The 17,416-nt window shown below is 68.7% G+C and carries 13 protein-coding genes; 8 read left to right on the top strand and 5 right to left on the bottom strand.

Annotated elements, in window-relative coordinates; translation table 11 throughout:
• The first annotated feature begins 12 nt into the window (after positions 1 to 12).
• The 4 genes from pstB to phoR are packed head-to-tail and all read left to right on the top strand — an operon-like array spanning position 13 to position 3,615.
• Positions 13 to 792 carry a phosphate ABC transporter ATP-binding protein PstB gene (gene pstB / locus VPA02S_RS00950; protein WP_012747425.1) on the top strand — a complete coding sequence of 260 codons (780 nt, stop codon included), beginning with the start codon at positions 13 to 15 and terminating at the stop codon, positions 790 to 792.
• A 16-nt stretch (positions 793 to 808) separates the two neighbouring features.
• On the top strand, positions 809 to 1,510 hold the full coding sequence (gene phoU / locus VPA02S_RS00945; protein ID WP_012747426.1) for a phosphate signaling complex protein PhoU: 702 nt from the start codon (positions 809 to 811) through the stop codon (positions 1,508 to 1,510).
• 30 nt (positions 1,511 to 1,540) lie between these two features.
• Positions 1,541 to 2,233 carry a phosphate regulon transcriptional regulator PhoB gene (gene phoB, locus VPA02S_RS00940; protein ID WP_012747427.1) on the top strand — a complete coding sequence of 231 codons (693 nt, stop codon included), beginning with the start codon at positions 1,541 to 1,543 and terminating at the stop codon, positions 2,231 to 2,233.
• Between the two features lie 44 nt (positions 2,234 to 2,277).
• Positions 2,278 to 3,615, top strand: coding sequence for a phosphate regulon sensor histidine kinase PhoR (gene phoR, locus VPA02S_RS00935; protein WP_080642539.1), 1,338 nt, complete (start codon positions 2,278 to 2,280; stop codon positions 3,613 to 3,615).
• On the opposite strand, the gene VPA02S_RS00930 is transcribed toward phoR, so the two are convergent.
• The 3 genes from VPA02S_RS00930 to VPA02S_RS00920 form a co-directional block, all read right to left on the bottom strand.
• The gene (locus VPA02S_RS00930) at positions 3,604 to 4,947 is read right to left on the bottom strand and encodes an MATE family efflux transporter (protein WP_018906131.1); all 1,344 of its coding nucleotides are present in this window, start codon (positions 4,945 to 4,947) and stop codon (positions 3,604 to 3,606) included. The two genes, phoR and VPA02S_RS00930, sit on opposite strands and share 12 nt — an antisense overlap.
• Before the next feature lie 3 nt (positions 4,948 to 4,950).
• Positions 4,951 to 6,678 carry a membrane protein gene (locus VPA02S_RS00925; protein WP_018906130.1) on the bottom strand — a complete coding sequence of 576 codons (1,728 nt, stop codon included), beginning with the start codon at positions 6,676 to 6,678 and terminating at the stop codon, positions 4,951 to 4,953.
• Positions 6,679 to 6,762: 84 nt separating this feature from the next.
• The gene (locus tag VPA02S_RS00920) at positions 6,763 to 7,032 is read right to left on the bottom strand and encodes a type B 50S ribosomal protein L31 (RefSeq protein ID WP_007836661.1); all 270 of its coding nucleotides are present in this window, start codon (positions 7,030 to 7,032) and stop codon (positions 6,763 to 6,765) included.
• Positions 7,033 to 7,191: 159 nt separating this feature from the next.
• Between VPA02S_RS00920 and VPA02S_RS00915 the strand changes: the two genes are divergently transcribed.
• Positions 7,192 to 8,265, top strand: a complete 1,074-nt coding sequence (locus VPA02S_RS00915; protein WP_012747431.1) for an oxidoreductase — start codon at positions 7,192 to 7,194, stop codon at positions 8,263 to 8,265.
• Between the two features lie 51 nt (positions 8,266 to 8,316).
• Here the strand turns inward: VPA02S_RS00915 and rho are convergent, their stop codons facing one another.
• Both rho and trxA read right to left on the bottom strand, forming a co-directional pair.
• Positions 8,317 to 9,582, bottom strand: a complete 1,266-nt coding sequence (gene rho / locus VPA02S_RS00910) for a transcription termination factor Rho (RefSeq protein ID WP_012747432.1) — start codon at positions 9,580 to 9,582, stop codon at positions 8,317 to 8,319.
• Between the two features lie 182 nt (positions 9,583 to 9,764).
• Positions 9,765 to 10,097: a thioredoxin TrxA gene (gene trxA / locus VPA02S_RS00905; protein ID WP_012747433.1), complete on the bottom strand. Its 333-nt coding sequence runs from the start codon at positions 10,095 to 10,097 to the stop codon at positions 9,765 to 9,767.
• 158 nt (positions 10,098 to 10,255) lie between these two features.
• Between trxA and VPA02S_RS00900 the strand changes: the two genes are divergently transcribed.
• The 3 genes from VPA02S_RS00900 to VPA02S_RS00890 are packed head-to-tail and all read left to right on the top strand — an operon-like array spanning position 10,256 to position 17,345.
• On the top strand, positions 10,256 to 12,850 hold the full coding sequence (locus VPA02S_RS00900; RefSeq protein ID WP_018906129.1) for a PD-(D/E)XK nuclease family protein: 2,595 nt from the start codon (positions 10,256 to 10,258) through the stop codon (positions 12,848 to 12,850).
• A complete protein-coding gene (locus tag VPA02S_RS00895) occupies positions 12,847 to 16,110 on the top strand; it encodes a UvrD-helicase domain-containing protein (protein ID WP_018906128.1) in 3,264 nt (1,087 codons plus the stop codon). The genes VPA02S_RS00900 and VPA02S_RS00895 overlap by 4 nt, the downstream gene beginning before the upstream one ends.
• Positions 16,107 to 17,345, top strand: coding sequence for a TIGR03862 family flavoprotein (locus VPA02S_RS00890; RefSeq protein WP_018906127.1), 1,239 nt, complete (start codon positions 16,107 to 16,109; stop codon positions 17,343 to 17,345). Before VPA02S_RS00895 ends, VPA02S_RS00890 begins: the two co-directional genes overlap by 4 nt.
• Positions 17,346 to 17,416: the final 71 nt, after the last annotated feature.

Below are 17,416 nucleotides of genomic sequence, written 5' to 3'. Positions count from 1 at the left end.
GAAGTAGCAACCATGCCAAACATCGCCGCACAACCGTCGCGCTCGAAGATCTCGGTCAAGGACCTGAACTTCTACTATGGCAAGTTCCATGCGCTCAAGGGCATCAACCTCGAGATCCCCGAAAACAAGGTGACGGCCTTCATCGGCCCGTCGGGCTGCGGCAAGTCGACGCTGCTGCGCACCTTCAACCGCATGTTCGAGCTCTACCCCGAGCAGCGCGCCGAGGGCACCATCGCGCTGGACGGCGAGAACCTGCTCACCTCCAAGCAGGACGTGGCGCTGATCCGCGCCAAGGTCGGCATGGTGTTCCAGAAGCCCACGCCGTTCCCGATGTCGATCTACGACAACATCGCCTTCGGCGTGAAGCTGTTCGAGAACCTGAGCGCGAGCGAAATGGACGACCGCGTGGAATGGGCGCTCAAGAAGGCCGCTCTCTGGACCGAAGTGCGCGACAAGCTGCAGCAAAGCGGCTCGGGCCTCTCGGGCGGCCAGCAGCAGCGCCTGTGCATTGCACGCGGCATTGCCATCAAGCCCGAGGTGCTGCTGCTCGACGAACCCTGCTCCGCGCTCGACCCGATCTCCACGGCAAAGATCGAAGAGTTGATCGCCGAGCTGAAAAACGAGTACACCGTGGTCATCGTGACGCACAACATGCAGCAGGCTGCACGCTGCAGCGACTACACCGCCTACATGTACCTGGGCGACCTGATCGAGTTCGGCGCGACGGAACAGATGTTCTTCAAGCCGCAGCGCAAGGAGACCGAGGACTACATTACCGGCCGTTTCGGCTGATGCCAAGGAGGCACACATGACTGAAAAACATCTCTCCAGCCAGTTCGACAGCGAACTCAACGGCGTCTCGTCGCGCGTGATGGAGCTCGGCGGCATGGTCGAGGCGCAGATCCACCAGGCGGTGTATGCGCTCTTGCAGTTCGACCCCGACGCTGCCGACCGCGTGATGGAAACCGAGACGCGCGTCAATGCGATGGAGATCGAGATCGACCGCGAGCTGTCGTCGATCATCGCGCGGCGCCAGCCGACGGCGCGCGACCTGCGCCTCTTGATCGCCATCTCCAAGACCACGGCCAACCTGGAGCGCGTGGGCGACGAGGCCAACAAGATCGCGCGCATGGTCAAGTCGATCATCGAGAGCGGCTCGGCCCGCGCGCTGCCCTCGAACGAGCTGCGCATCGCGGCCGACCTGGCCTCGGGCCTGCTGCGTACCGCGCTGGACGCGTTCGCTCGGCTGGACACGGCCGCGGCGCTGTCGATCCTGAAGGACGACGACCTGATCGACAAGGAGTTCGACGGCTTCGTGCGCAAGCTGGTCACCTACATGATGGAAGACCCGCGCACGATCTCGGCCAGCCTCGACCTGCTGTTCCTGGCCAAGGCCATCGAACGCATCGGCGACCACGCCAAGAACATCGCCGAGTTCATCATCTACATCGTCAAGGGCGCCGATGTGCGGCACACTTCGATGCAAGAGATCGAATCGGCGCTGCAGTAACAGAGCGAGCGCAAGTCTCCCAAAGAAAGCATGAAGAAACCCCGAGTCCTGATCGTCGAAGACGAGTCCTCGATCGCCGAGCTGATCGCCGTCAACCTGCGCCACAACGGCTTCGAGCCGATCTGGTCGGAAGACGGCGCGGCAGCGCAACGCGAGATCGACGCCTTCCTGCCGGACCTGATCCTGCTCGACTGGATGCTGCCCGGACAGAGCGGCCTGCAACTCGCGCGCCAGTGGCGCAAGGACCCGCGCACCAAGGCCATCCCGATCCTGATGCTCACCGCGCGCGGCGACGAGCCCGACAAGGTGGCCGGCCTCGATGCGGGCGCCGACGACTACATCACCAAGCCGTTCTCCACCCAGGAAATGCTCGCGCGCATCCGCGCCGTGCTGCGCCGCCGCGCGCCCGAGGTGGTGACCGAGCGCGTGGAGATCGGCGAGCTCGCGCTCGACACCGCCACGCACCGCGTCACCTGGCAGGGCAATGCGCTCAAGGTGGGGCCGACCGAGTTCAAGCTGCTGGCCTACCTGATGCAGCACGCCGAGCGCGTGCACAGCCGGGCGCAACTGCTCGACAAGGTCTGGGGCGACCACGTCTACATCGAGGAACGCACGGTCGACGTGCACGTCAAGCGCCTGCGCGAATCGCTGGGCGCCGCCTCGCCGATGGTCGAGACGGTGCGCGGCGCGGGTTACCGCCTGACGGCCCAAGTCACGGTTTGAGCCCCGCTGCTTTCACGGGCCGCGGGCGCGGATAATCGCCCGCCATGCCTTTCCGTATTGCTACTTTTCTAATAGCGTCCCTCGTAATGGGAGTGGGCGCTGCAGCCATTTTCGGCTGGAAGTTCGGATGGCTGGGCGCCTGGCTGGGCGCGGTGCTGTGGCTCGCGCTCGACGCCTGGCGGGCCGAGCGCCTGCTCAAGGTGCTTCGCAACAACGCGGCGGGCCTGCCGACGCGCGGCGCCGGCGTGTGGGGCGAGCTCGCGGAGCGCATCCGCAAGCTGCTGCGCGACCGCGAACAGCAGACCCGCCAGGCCGAAGACCGCCTGCAGGAATTCCTGGCCGCCATCCAGGCCTCTCCCAACGGCGTGATCCTGCTCGACGAGCAGGGCCGCATCGAGTGGTGCAACCAGACGGCAGCCGGCCAGTTCGGCATCGATGCCGAGCGGGATCTGCTGCAGCATCTTGCGAACCTGGTCCGCGACCCGGCCTTCGTGGCCTACCTGGCCTCGTGGAACTACAGCCGCGATGTGGTCATCGATGCCTCAGGCCCCGGGCAGGGGCACCAGCGCAGCCATCCGGTGCGCCTGTCGGTGCAGGTGCATCCCTATGCGGGCAACCGCCGCATGCTGCTGACGCGCGACATCACGGCGGTCGAGCAGGCCGAAGCCATGCGGCGCGACTTCGTCGCCAACGTGTCGCACGAGATCCGCACGCCGCTCACCGTGCTGGCGGGCTTTGTGGAAACGCTGCAGAACCTGCCGCTCGATGCGGACGAGCGCGCGCGCTACCTCTCGCTCATGAGCCAGCAGTCGCATCGCATGGAAACCCTGGTCAACGACCTGCTGACGCTGTCGCGGCTCGAGGGCAGTGCGGCGCCATCGGGCAACCAGTGGATCCGCATCCGTGCGCTGCTCGCCCAGTGCGAAGACGAGGGACGGGGGCTGTCGGGCCGGCTCGCGCCGCAGGGGCATCGCCTTTCCTTCGCGATCGAGGCCGAATCTGAAATCTCGGGCGCCCCGACAGAGCTGCAAAGCGCCATGTCGAACCTGCTGAGCAACGCCATCCGCTACACGCCCGGCGGCGGCGAGGTCGCGGTGAGCTGGCGGCTGCTGCCCGACGGGCGCGGCGAATACGCGGTGCGCGACACCGGCCCCGGCATTGCTGCCGAGCACATCCCGCGCCTGACCGAACGCTTCTACCGCATCGACCGCAGCCGCTCGCGCGAAACCGGTGGCACCGGCCTGGGCCTGGCCATCGTGAAGCACATCGCGCAGCGGCATGGCGCCGAACTGCGGATCCAGAGCACGGTGGGCAAGGGCTCGCGTTTCGCGCTGGTGTTCCCGGCAACCCGCGTGCGGGAAGCGCGGCTGCTAGCGAAGTGAGCGGCGCATCGTCCAGCGCAGCAGCGCTCCGAACAGCAAGGCCGTGAGCGCGAGCGCTCCGGCGCTCATGAGCCAGAACGCCAGCGGCGACTGCATGGCGGGCCAGGGCCCCAGCCCGCGGTAGGCCAGCAGGTAGCTGCCGCCCAGGCCCACTCCCCAGAGCAGCGTGCAATAGACCACCAGCGGCACCAGCGTGACGCGGTAGCTGCGCAGCACGAACACGCACAGCGTCTGCAGCGCATCGGCAAAGTGATAGGCCGCCACCACCAGCAGCAGCGCCGCGGCCACTGCGATGACGGCCGGATTGTCGGAATACACGTGGGCCAGCCTGAAGCGCAGCGCCACCATGGCGCCCGCGAAGAACAGCGCGCAAAGGGCAGTGAGCTCGAAGCCCAGGCGGCAGGCGCGGCGGGCCTTGGCGGCCTTTCCGGCGCCGAGCCAGAAGCTCACGCGCGCGCTGGTGGCAATGGCCAGCGAGAGCGGCACCATGTAGGCCACCGCCAGCAGGTTCGAGGCGATCTGGTGCGCGGCGGCGGCGGCGGTGCCCAGGCGCGCAATGAACAGCGCCATCAGGGTGAACGAGGTCACTTCCACCAGCACGGCCAGGCCGCCGGGAATGCCCAGGCTCGCGAACTGGCGGATCTGCCGCCAGTCGGGCGCTTCGATGCGTTCCCAGAGCCGGTAGTCGCGGTAGAAGGCGCTGCTGCGCAGCAGCCACACGGCGCAGGCCAGCATGGCCCAGTTCACGCACAGCGTGGCCCAGGCGCAGCCCACCAGGCCCATGGCCGGCAGGCCCGCGCCGCCGAAGGCGAACCAGATCGACAGCGGCAGCTTCACGCACAGCGAGCCCAGCTGGAGCCAGGTCACCACCTGCGGCTTGCCCAGGCTCTGGTTCAGGGTGCTGAACAGGCGGAACAGCAGGGCCGGCGGCAATGCGAAGGCGAGCACCCCCAGATAGGTTTCCACTTCGCCGCGCATCGCGGGCGGCACCTGGGTCCAGCGCAGCACCGCGCCCGGCAGCAGCAGCACGGCCATGCCGACGGCAATCGCGATGGCAGCCAGGTAGAGCGACTGCCGCACGGAGCGGCCGACTTCGCTTCTGCGGTCCGCGCCGTGCAGCTCCGCCCAGACCGGCAGCAGCGCCTGCAGCACGCCCATCAGCGAGACGAACACGCTGATGAAGACGGCCGCGCCCACCGACAGCGCGGCCAGCGCGTTCTCGGAATAGCGGCCGGCCACGATGGTGTCGGTCACGCCGAACGCCATCACGGCCAGCTGGCCCACCAGCACCGTGCCGGCGTGCCGCGCAATCAGGCCTCGTTCGCCGCTCACTTGCTAGGGCGCAATCTTCTGGTAGAGCAGCAGGTCGTCGCTCGCGCTACTGGGCCGCCGCAGCGTGCCGCTGAAACGCCAGTGCTCCAGGCGGATGATGGTGTGCAGCCGCTCGATGGTTTCGGGGCTGACCAGCAGCCAGGGGCAATCGGTGCCGAGCAGCAGCGGCTGCAGGTTGAACTGGCCGTGATGCCGCAGCGCCGCAATGTGCGCGCGGCTCAGCGCAAGCTCGGCGATGCAGCTCGGCTGCCCGACCCGCTCGGCCACCGCCCGCACCTGAGGCGCGTAGCTGCGCGCGTAGTCGATCGGAGGCAGCCACAGCGTCATCAGCAGCATCCAGCACAGAGCGGTGCCGCCGGCCGGCAGCACCAGCGTTTTCCAGAGCGCCGCGCGGTGGCGCCCGGTGCGCCAGCGCACCACCCAGCACCAGGTGATGGTGGCGGCCAGCGCCAGCGCGAATGCGGTGGGCGAGAACCCTGGCACGAACCCGGGCACCAGCCGTGCCACGCTGGCGGCCGGCTTGGTCGGCACGCCGGTCTGCATCGCGATCCAGTAGATCCATCCGAGCACGGCCAGTCCGCTGAAGAACAGCACGTTGAACCAGTCGATCAGCGCCGCCGCGCTGCGCCGGAAGGTCGGCAGGGCAAAGGCGGCCAGCGTCGCGAGTGCGGGCAGCGCCAGCAGCAGCGAGCGGTCGGAATAGTCGGTGGTCCAGGTCGCGGCCAGCGGCACCAGCGCAAACCAGAACGGCAGCGCCACATGGCGCGCGGTGAGCTGGCGGCGCCAGCGCCACAGCGTCCAGATCGCGAGCGGCCAGACCGGCCAGGTGAACCACACCAGCAGCTTGGCCTGGCTGCGCACGTCGCCCAGCACCGAGGTGCTGCTCGGATGATGGCCCGGCAGCTGGATCTTCCATTGCAGCAGGCCCAGCCCGAGCGCCAATGCCGCGGCCACCAGCGCCACCGCGCTCATCGTGGCGAGCGCACCGCGGGTGTAGCCGGGGCTTTCGTCGGAATCGGCGCTGGCGGTGCGCCGCTCGTAGGCGATGAATAGCGCGCTGCCCACCGCCAGCGCGAGGCCGACCGTGGGACCGCCGCTCAGGGTCATGCCGATGGTGCCGACCAGCAGTGCGATGACCGGTCCGGTGCGCCGGTAGGGCAGTGCCGCCACGCCATAGAACAGATGCGACGCGAAATACAGCTGTGCCAGCGCCGGCGTGGTTTCATGGCCCAGCTGGGCGAGGCCCAGGCAGGCGATCAGCGCCAGCAGGCCGCCGTCGGCAATGGCGCGGGCGTAGTCGGTGGGCCGCGCCTCGCCGCCGAAGGCGAACGCCACCGGCTGGGCCCGCGAGGTGCGCGCGAGGTAGTAGACCGCGTACCAGGTGGCGGTGAAGGTGCCCCAGAGCAGCAGCGCAAAGACGATGCGCACCGCCAGGTCGGGGTTCACCCAGGAGGGCGCGATCTTGATGGCCCAGGCGCCGATCCAGTAGGGAAGCAGCGCCGGCGTTTCAGGGCGCAGGCCCAGCAGCAGGGGATCGAACCAGCGGGAGATGCCTTCGGTGTTGCGCGCCAGTTCGGCCATGTAGCCGAAGGAGGTGATGTCGGCGCTTTTCCAGGGGCCGCGCCCCACCAGGCCCGGCAGCAGGTAGGCGGCGCACAGCAGCAGCAGTGCCAGGCGCGGCAGCCGGCGCACGGCGCTCTGGGCAACGATCGCGGGAGTGGGCTGATTCACAGGGTGGGAATGAACGTCGGTCTTGGGAAAGAAAAAAAGGGCAGCGCGGTAAACCGGGCTGCCCTCGATGCGAAAGCGCGTGCTTTACTTGGAAGCAGCGCCGGTGGTCTTGCCGAAGCGGTTGCGGAACTTCTCGACGCGACCGCCCATGTTGTCGACCGACTTTTGCGTGCCCGTGTAGAACGGATGCGATTCGCTCGTGGTGTCGAGCTTGAACAGCGGCAGCTCGCGGCCGTCGTCGGTTTTGCCCATTTCCTTGGTGTTCGCGCACGAACGGGTCACGAACTTGAAGCCGTTCGACATGTCGACGAACAGGATTTCGCGGTAGTTCGGGTGGATGCCTTCTTTTGCCATGGTCTTTCCTTTGGGGTCGATGCGAGAGCCACAAGCGTGCCCAAGAGGGGCAAGCCGTTCCCAGGAGGGAATTCGCAGGGCAAGACGCCCGGCTGCACTTTTCGCGGAGCCGGCGATTATCGCATACTGTCCTGATTTGAGCGAAGGACGGCCCTCCAGATGACCTCCAGAACCCTGCGCGCCGGCCTCGTCGGCTATGGCTTTGCCGGCCAGACCTTCCATGCGCCGGTGCTTTCGGCCGTGCCCGGGCTCGAACTGGCGGCCGTGGCAAGCTCCCGCCCGCACAAGGTCCACGCCGACTGGCCTGGCGTGGCCGTGGTGCCCGATGCGGCCGCGCTCGTGGGCCGGCCGGACATCGACTTGGTGGTGGTGGCCACCCCCAACGCCCAGCACCATCCCGTGGCCAAGGCGGCCCTGGAGGCCGGCAAGCATGTGGTGGTGGACAAGCCGTTCACGCTCGACGTGGCCGAAGCCAGGGAGCTCGAATTGTTGGCTCGGCGCAACAATCGTGTGCTGGCGGTCTATCAGAACCGGCGTTTCGACGCCGACTACCTCACGCTCAAGGACCTGCTGGCGAGCGGAGAACTCGGCCGGCTGGTGTACCTGGAATCGCATTTCGACCGCTTTCGCCCCGAGGTGCGCGACCGCTGGCGCGAGCAGAAAGTGCCGGGCGCGGGCCTTTGGGTCGACCTGGGCGCTCATCTGGTCGACCAGGCGGTCCAGCTGTTCGGAAGGCCCGACACGCTGCAGCTCGACACCGCGGCCTTGCGCGACGGCGCGCAGGTCGAGGACTATTTCCACGCCGTGCTGCGCTACGAAAGCGGCCCGCATGCACCGCTGCGCGTGGTGCTGCACGCCACCACGCTCGCGGCCCATGCCGCGCCGCGCTACATCGTCCATGGCACGCGCGGCAGCTACATCAAGCACGGCGTCGATCCGCAGGAAGACGCGCTGCGCGCCGGCCAGCGGCCGCCGATGGCGGGGTGGGGCGCCGATCCGCAGGACGGCGAACTCGTGGTGCCCGCCAGCGACGGCGGCGAGCCGCAGCGCCGGGTCTGGCCCACGCGGGCCGGCAACTACCTCGACTACTACGCCGCGGTGCGCGACGCGATCCTGGGCAACGGCCCGAACCCGGTGCCGCCCGAGCAGGCTGTCGCGCTGATGGAACTGCTCGACATCGGCCAGCAGAGCGCGGCCGAGGGCCGGGCGATCCGCATCATCGACCGCCCATGAAAAAAGCGCGTTGACCCGAGGGCCAACGCGCTTTTGCGGCGAGCGTGGTGCTCAGCCTCCGCGACGCATCATGTCGAAGAATTCGACATTCGTTTTCGTCGCCTTCATGTTCTTGAGCATGAGCTCCATCGACTCGATCTCGTCCATGTTGTACATGAGCTGGCGCAGGATGCGGGTCTTCTGCAGGATCTCGGGCGCCAGCAGCAGCTCTTCGCGGCGCGTGCCGCTGCGGTTGAGCTGGATCGACGGGAACACGCGCTTTTCGTACAGGCGGCGGTCCAGGTGGATTTCGGAGTTGCCGGTGCCCTTGAACTCTTCGAAGATCACTTCGTCCATGCGGCTGCCGGTGTCGATCAGCGCGGTGCCGATGATGGTCAGCGAGCCGCCTTCCTCGACGTTGCGCGCGGCGCCCAGGAAGCGCTTGGGGCGCTGTAGCGCGTTGGAGTCGACGCCGCCGGTCAGCACCTTGCCCGACGAGGGCACGACATTGTTGTAGGCGCGCGCGAGGCGGGTGATCGAGTCGAGCAGGATCACCACGTCCTTCTTGAGCTCGACCAGGCGCTTGGCGCGCTCGATCACCATTTCGGCCACGTGCACGTGGCGCGCAGCGGGCTCGTCGAAGGTCGAGGCAATGACCTCGCCCTTCACGGTGCGCTGCATTTCGGTCACTTCTTCGGGCCGCTCGTCCACCAGCAGCACCATCATGTGCACTTCGGGGTAGTTGGCGCTGATCGCGTGGGCGATGTGCTGCATCATCACCGTCTTGCCGCTCTTGGGCGGCGCCACCAGCAGGGCGCGCTGGCCCTTGCCGATGGGGGCGATGATGTCGATGATCCGGCCCGTGATGTTCTCGTCGCTCTTGATGCCGTCGCGCTCCAGCTTCATCTGCTCCTTGGGGAACAGCGGCGTCAGGTTCTCGAACATCACCTTGTGCTTGTTCTGCTCGGGCGGACCGTCGTTGACCTTGTCGAGCTTGGTCAGCGCGAAGTAGCGCTCGCCGTCCTTGGGCGTGCGCACTTCGCCTTCGATCATGTCGCCGGTGTGCAGGTTGAAGCGGCGCACCTGGCTCGGCGAGATGTAGATGTCGTCGGTGCTGGCCGTGAAGCTGGTGTCGGGGCTGCGCAGGAAGCCGAAGCCGTCGGGCAGGATTTCGAGCACGCCGTCGGCAAAGACCTGTTCGCCGGCCTTGGCGCGCTTCTTGATGATCGCGAACATCAGCTCCTGCTTGCGCATGCGGCCGACGTTTTCGATCTCAAGCGCTTCAGCCTGCTTGAGGACTTCAGACACGTGGAGTGCCTTGAGTTCGTTTAAGTGCATGGAATGACCCCTTGCGGGGCAATCGATCGGAAAAACGGGGGGAGGTTTGATGTGAGGCGAGAGCTGCCTCACAAACCGGGGAACTCGAACCGGTTACCTCGAAGGGGCCGGTGATCTGTGGGAGATTATGACAGCAAAAAACCGTCCGGCCAACGCATTGCGCGCTGGCCGGGTGAAATGCCTCAGGCGAGCTGCTGGTCGATGAAGGCCGTGAGCTGCGCCTTGCTCATGGCGCCGACCTTGGTGGCGGCCAGCTGGCCGTCCTTGAACAGCATGAGCGTGGGGATGCCGCGGATGCCGAACTTGGCCGGGATGTCGCGGTTCTCGTCGACGTTGAGCTTGGCGATCTGCAGCTTGCCTTCGTAGGCGGTCGACACTTCGTCCAGGATGGGTGCGATCATCTTGCAGGGGCCGCACCATTCGGCCCAGTAGTCGACCAGCACGGGCTGGCTGGACTTGAGCACGTCGGCTTCGAAGGAAGAATCGGAGATGTGTTTGATCAGGTCGCTGGCCATGTGATGTGTCCTTGTGCGCGGAGAGTTTCGGTGCAGCTAAAGTGCTGGTCATTGTGACAGAAACCAAGGGGTGGGGTGCCATGCGGGAACGCTATGGCGCCGATAGCAAAAGCCCTTTGCGCGTTGCGCCTCCACGCCCTCCAACCCCTCGATAGAACATGAACGAAGGCCACCCCGTCCAGGCCCTGTGGTGCGACCCCGCCGAGGGCGTCGTCGCGCGCATTGCCGGCGCCGTTGCGCAGCACGGGCTGCATGCGGCGCGCACCGTGGTGCTGGTGCCGTACGCGCAACTGATGGGTGTGGCCCACGGCATGTGGTCGCGCTGCGGCAGCCCCGGCTTCGCGCCGCGCTTCGAGACCACGCGCAACTGGGCACGCAGCGCAGGGGGCTTCCTGCCCACGGGCTACGACATCGCCTTCGACATGGCGCGCGACCTGGTCACGGCCCAAGCGCTGCTGTCGCAGGCCGGCTTTGCCGCCGAACGCTTCGCGCTGGCCGGGCGCGTGGTCGAGCTGGCCTACCAGCTGGCGCCCCTGGCGGCCGCCGCGCTGCCCGAGGTACGCGGCGGCGAATGGGCGCAGCGCGCGGCCCAGGTGGCCGATGCGGGCAGCGAGTCGGAATGGTTCCGCATTGAAAGCGCGCTGATCCGCGTCGCGGTGGCCTGGGCCGCCAACTCGGGCTATGCCACCGATGTGCTGCTGCGCGACACGGTGCGTGCGCAGGTCGATGCGCTGATCGTGCTCGAAGGCTTCCAGGCCGATCCGCTCACGCAGACGCTCTGCAGCCTGTGGGGCGACCGCGCCATCCATCTCTCGCTGGTGCCCGTGAGCCCTGCGGCCATCACGGCGGCCGCGCATGTCGCCGCCGACCCTGAAGACGAGGCGGAACTGGCCGCCGCCTGCGTGCTGCGGCACCTGGCCGAGGGCCGCGCGCCGGTGGCACTGATCGCGACCGACCGGGCGCTCACGCGGCGCATCGGCGCGCAGTTGCAGGCGCAGGGTGTCACGGCGCACGACGAAACCGGCTGGAAGCTTTCCACCACGCGCGCCGCCGCCACCGTGATGAGCGCGCTGCGCGCCTGCGCGCACGACGCCGGCAGCGACCAGGTGCTCGAATGGCTCAAGAGCGGCGCCGACGGCGATGCGCTCGCCACCCAGGCCCTCGAAGCCCGGCTGCGGCGCGAAGGCGTGCGCGAGTGGTCCGCCTGGTGCGGCCAGGCCGCGCGCAGCGAGAAGCCGCAGGACATCGCGCTGCTGCCTTTCACCGAAGCCGTCGAAGGCCGCCGCATGGCCATGGCCCGCTCGCGGCCCCTGGCCGACTGGCTGCGCGCGCTGCGCGAACTGCTCGAGGCCGGGGAGCAATGGGAGCCGCTCGCAGCCGACATGGCCGGCGCCAAGGTGATCGGCGCCTTGTGGCTCGATGCCGATGCCCACGGCGACGACGACGAATTTCCCGGCGGACGCCACACGCTGGCCGAGTTCACGGCCTGGGTGCGCGACGTGCTGGAGGACGCCAGCTTCGTGCCGCCCGCCGGCAACGAGGCGCCGCAGGTGGTGGTGCTGCCGCTGCACCAGTTGCTGGGCCGCGCGTTCGGCGCCGTGGTCATTCCCGGCTGTGACGACCGGCGCCTGCCCGCATCGCCCGAGCCGCCCGGCAACTGGAGTGCCGCGCAGCGCGCCGAACTGGGCCTGCCCGCGCGCGAAACGCTCGAGGCCGCGCAACGCTCGGCCTGGGCCGCGGCCTTGTGCAACCCGCGCTGCGAAGTGCTGTGGCGCCAGTCGGATGCGAGCGGCGAGCCGGTGCGTCCGAGCCCGCTGGTGCAGGCGCTGCAACTCGACCACGCCTTGCAGATGGCGGCGGACCCGCGCACGCCGCGCGAGGTGGCGCTGCAGCCGACCGCCTACCCGACGCCGTCCGGGGCGCTGCTGCCACTGCGCAACATCTCGACCAGCGTCTATGAAGACCTGCGCCGTTGCCCCTACCGCTTCTTCGCGCTGCGGCAGCTGGGCCTGCGAAGTGCCGACGAGCTCGATGCCGAAGTCGACAAGCGCGACTTCGGCAACTGGCTGCATGCCGTGCTGGGCCATTTCCACGAGGCGCTGAAGGAGAAGCCGACCAGCGATGCCGCCGAGCGTGTGGCGTACATCAGTGCAGCGGCCGAGCGCGCCACACGCGAGTTCGGACTGTCCGATGCCGAGTTCCTGCCCTTCGCCGCGGCATGGCCGGCGGTGCGCGACGGCTATCTTCAATGGCTTGCCGGACACGAGGCGAGCGGCGCCGTGTTCGCCGAATCCGAGCCCTGGATGGAACAGCCGCTGGGCAGCCTGCAGCTGGTCGGCCGGCTGGACCGCATCGACCGCATGCCGGACGGCCAGGCCTTCGTGATCGACTACAAGACCGAATCGGCCGCTGTCACCAAGGAGCGCGTGAAGGACCCGACCGAGGACACGCAGCTCGCCTTCTATGCCGCGCTGGTGGCCGACGACACGCTGCGCGCGGCCTACGTCAACGTCGGCGAGAAGTCGTCCGGCACGCAGACCGTCGAGCAGCCCGTGGTGGTGGAGGCGCGCGATGCGCTGGTGGCCGGCATCCTCGACGACTTCACCCGCATCGCCGAGGGCGCGGCGCTGCCGCCGCTGGGGGAGGGCGCCGTCTGCGACTACTGCGCGGCGCGCGGCCTTTGCCGCAAGGATTTCTGGGAGATCGAACAGGCCCCGCTTTCGTCTTTGGCCGAGGGAGGGCCCGCGAAATGAACGGCGCCGCCTACGAACACAACGGCCGGCACGTCACGCGCGAGGCCTTCTATACCGTCGCCTGCGATCCGCGGCGCTCGGTGGCCGTCGAAGCCTGCGCCGGCGCGGGCAAGACCTGGATGCTGGTGTCGCGCATCCTGCGCGCGCTGCTCGAGGAAGGCGAATCCGCCTGCGAGCCGCACGAGATCCTGGCCATCACTTTCACCAAGAAGGCCGCCGGCGAGATGCGCGAGCGGCTCGACCAATGGCTCGAGCAGTTCGCCGAACGCAGCCCCGAGGAGCTGGTGCGCGAGCTCGTGATCCGCGGCGTCGGGCCCGATGCCGCGCTGGCCGCCGTGCCGCGTCTGCAAGGCCTCTACAGGCGCCTGCTCGAAGGCGGCCGGCCGGTGCAGTTCCGCACCTTCCACGCCTGGTTCGCGGGCCTGCTGCGCAATGCGCCGCTGGCGGTGCTGCGCGAACTCGGCCTGCCCGCGAACTACGAACTGCTCGAGGACGATGCCGAGGCGCGCTCGCGGACCTGGCGCCCCTTCTTCGAAGCGGTGACGGCCGACAAGGAAGCGCTGGCCGACTACTACGCCGTCGTCGCCACCTACGGCCGGTCGCAGACCGCCAAGGCCCTGGGCGAAGCGCTCACGCGCCGGGTCGAGTTCTCGCTGTCCGATCCGGCGTCGGCGGTGCAGCATTTCAGCGCCATGCATCCGTCGCTCGAAGGCCTGGACGAACCGACCGAGGCACTGCGCGGCGAGCAGGCCCGGCGCCGCTGGCTCGACCGCGCCGCCGCGCTCGGCCGCGAAGCCAACAAGACGCCGCAGAAAGCGGCCGATGCGGTCATCGACGTGTTCGGCACCGGCGAGCCGCCGCAGGAGTCGCTCGCGTCCGCGCTGGCGCACCTGCGCAAGAACTTCTTCGTCGCGACCGAAGACCGGCTCAACAAGAACCTGCAGAAATATCCCGCCGCGCAAGAGGCCGAGGCCGAGCTGCAGACGCTCTGCGCCGCGCAGGCCCAGCACGCGGCCTGGCTCTACCAGCAGCGCATGACGCGACTCACGCGCCTTCTGATCGCAGCCTTCGCCGAGGTCAAGCGCGCCCATGGCTGGGTCGACATGAACGACGTCGAACAGGCCGCACAACTGCTGCTGGGCCAGTCGGCGCTGTCGGGCTGGGTGCAGGAGCGGCTCGATGCGCGCATCGCGCACCTGCTGATCGATGAGTTCCAGGACACCAATCCGCTGCAGTGGCAGGCGCTCTACGGTTGGCTCAGTGCCTACACCGGCGCGGGCGGCAAAGCGCCGCGCGTCTTCATCGTGGGCGACCCGAAGCAGAGCATCTACCGCTTCCGCCGCGCCGAGCCACAGGTGTTCATCGCCGCGAAGAAATTCGTGCGCGAAGGGCTGGGCGGCGAGCTGCTCAATTGCGACCACACCCACCGCAACGCGCGTGCGGTGGTCGGCCTCGTCAACCAGGCGATGCTGGCCGCGCAGGACGCCGGCGAGTTCGACGGCTACCGCGCGCACACCACCGAACGCAACGACCAGGGCGAGCTGCTCAAGCTCCCGCCCATCGATCGCGGCGCCCTCGATACCACCGCCGAGGCCGCGCCCGCGGACGACGGCATGCTGCACTGGCGCGACAGCCTCGTCACGCCGCGGGTGCTGCCCGAAGAGCAGCTGCTGCAAAAGGAATGCGAACAGGCCGCGCGCTGGGTCGCGCAGCGTATTGCCGATGGCACGCCGCCGCGCCAGATCATGGTGCTGGCGCGCCGCCGCAACCGGCTGTCCGCCATGCAGGACGCGCTGCGCCAGCGCCACATTCCCGTGCAGCAGCCCGAGAAGAACGAATTGCACGATGCCCCCGAAGTGCAGGACGTGGTGGCGCTGATCGATGCGCTGGTGTCGCCCGCGCACGACCTCTCGCTGGCGCGCGCGCTCAAGTCGCCGCTCTTCGGCATTGGCGACGATGCGCTGGTGCAACTGGCGCTGCGCCAGCGCGAGCACCCGTCGTCGAGCTGGTTCGCGCTGGTCCAGAAAGGCGAGGGCCTGCCGGCGGAACTGGCCGCGGCCGGCGCCAGGCTCAAGCAGTGGCAGCGCTGGCTCGCCGCACTGCCGCCGCACGACGCGCTCAGCGCGATCTTTCACGATGGCGATGTGCTGGCCAGGTTCGGCGCCGCCATGCCTTCGGCCATGCGCCAGAGCGCGCTGGCCAATCTGCGCGGGCTGCTGGCGGCCTCGCTCGAGATCGAGGGCGCGCGCTTTGCCACGCCCTATGCGCTGGTGCGCGCGCTGCGCGCCGGCGGCGTCAGGGCGCCATCCGTCGCCGTGCCCGATGCAGTGCAACTGCTCACCGTGCACGGCGCCAAGGGCCTGGAGGCCGACACCGTGCTCATGCTCGACTGCGACGCGCCGCCGCCGCGCGCCCAGACCATGGGCGTGCTGGTCGAATGGAAAGGCAGCGACAGCGCGCCCACGCGCTTCGTGTTCCTGGCGAGCGAAAAGACGCCGCCGGGCTGCGCGGCCACGCTGCTCGAGGAAGAGCAGCGCGCGCGCCATCGCGAGGAGCTCAACGGCCTCTACGTCGCAACCACGCGGGCACGCGAGCGCCTCGTGCTGTCGTCGGTGCAGCCGGCCCGGGCCAACGAGGGCAGCTGGTGGTCGCGGCTCGAATCGATGTGCGAACCCGTCGAAGCCGATGAGCCGCTGCTCGCGTTGCCGGTGGAGACCGGGGGCGGCAGTTTCTCGATGAAGAAGATGCCCGTGCTCGCGCCTGCGGCCAAGGAATCACCGGCCACCAGGAAAGCCGCAAGCGCTACCGTCGATGCGCGGGCTGCCGCCTTCGGCCAGGCGATGCACCGGCTGCTCGAATGGGCGCTGCCGGGCGAGGCGCTGCCGCCCGCGCATGTGCGCGCCGCGGCCCGTGAATTCATGCTCGACGCGCAGCAGGCGCGCGGCGCCGCGGTGCTGGCCGAGCGCATCCGCGCGGGCGCCGGCGCCTGGGCGTGGGATGAGCGCATGATCGACTGGCACGGCAACGAAGTGACGCTGGTCCACGAAGGCGAGACGCTGCGCATCGACCGGCTGGTGCGCGAGCGCGCCAGCGGTGCCTGGTGGATCCTCGACTACAAATCCGCTGCGCGCCCCGAACGGGACGCGGAATTGATCGCACAGATGCAGCGCTATCGCGCGGCCGTGCAACATGCCTATCCCGGTGCCTTGGTGCGCGCCGCGTTCCTGACCGGGCAGGGCGAACTGGTAACTCTCGAATGACTCTTTCCCAAACCGTCGCCGTGATCGGCGGCGGACCGGCCGGCCTGATGGCGGCCGAAGTCCTGAGCGCGTCCGGCGTGCAGGTGCACGTCTACGACGCCATGCCCTCGGTGGGCCGCAAGTTCCTGCTGGCTGGCCGCGGCGGGCTGAACCTCACGCACTCGGAGCCCTTCGATGTGTTCATGAGCCGCTTCGGCGAGCGCCGTGCGCAGCTCGAACCGATGCTCGCCCGCTTCGGTCCGCAGCAGGTGCGCGAATGGGCGGCCGGCCTCGGCATCGAGACCTTCGTCGGCACCTCGGGCCGCGTGTTTCCGACCGACATGAAGGCCGCGCCGCTGCTGCGCGCCTGGCTGCACCGGCTGCGCGCGGCGGGCGTGCAGTTCCACATGCGCCACCGCTGGCTCGGCGATGCATCGCTGGCCGCCGCCTCGCTGCGCTTTGCCACTCCGACGGGCGAGGCCCTCGTGAAGGCCGATGCGGTGGTGCTCGCGCTCGGTGGTGCGAGCTGGGCGCGGCTGGGTTCCGATGGCGCATGGGCGCCGTGGCTGCAGGCGCGCGGTATCGATGTCGCGCCGCTGCTGCCTGCCAACTGCGGCTTCGACGGGGCAGGATGGAGCGAGCATTTCGCGAGCCGTTTCGCGGGCCAGCCCTTCAAGTCGGTCGCGATTTCGTTCACCGACAGCCAGGGCCGCCGCTTCGCGCGCAAGGGCGAATTCGTTGCCACCGCCACCGGCATCGAAGGCAGCCTGATCTATGCGGCTTCGGCCCTGCTGCGCGACGAGATCGCCGCGCACGGCAGCGCCACGCTGCTGCTCGACCTGCTGCCCGACCGCAGCGCCGAGCAGGTGCTGGCGGCCGTGAAGCATCCGCGCGGCGCCCGCTCGCTCAGCAGCCACCTGAAGAGCCGGCTCGGACTGGAAGGCATCAAGGCCGGCGTGCTGCACGAGGCGCTGGGCCGCGAAGCGATGCAAGACCCGGCGCAGCTGGCGGCAACGATCAAGGCCCTGCCGCTGCGGCTGGTCGCAACCCGGCCCATCGACGAAGCCATCAGCACCGCAGGCGGCGTGCGCTTCGAGGCGCTCGACGAAGTGCTCATGGCCAGCGCGGTGCCGGGCGTGTTCGTGGCGGGGGAAATGCTCGACTGGGAGGCACCGACCGGCGGCTACCTGCTGACGGCGTCGATGGCCAGCGGGGCGGCCGCGGCGCGGGGCGCGATCAAGCAGCTGGGCCTTTGAAGGTATAACTGAATACTTTTGTATTGTTTATTGCGCGTACAAGGAATAAGCTGCGACCTGACAAAAATAAA

It is taken from the genome of Variovorax paradoxus NBRC 15149 (genome assembly GCF_001591365.1).
Classification (GTDB): Bacteria; Pseudomonadota; Gammaproteobacteria; order Burkholderiales; family Burkholderiaceae_C; genus Variovorax; species Variovorax paradoxus.
This window is presented reverse-complemented; position numbering and strand designations above follow the sequence as displayed.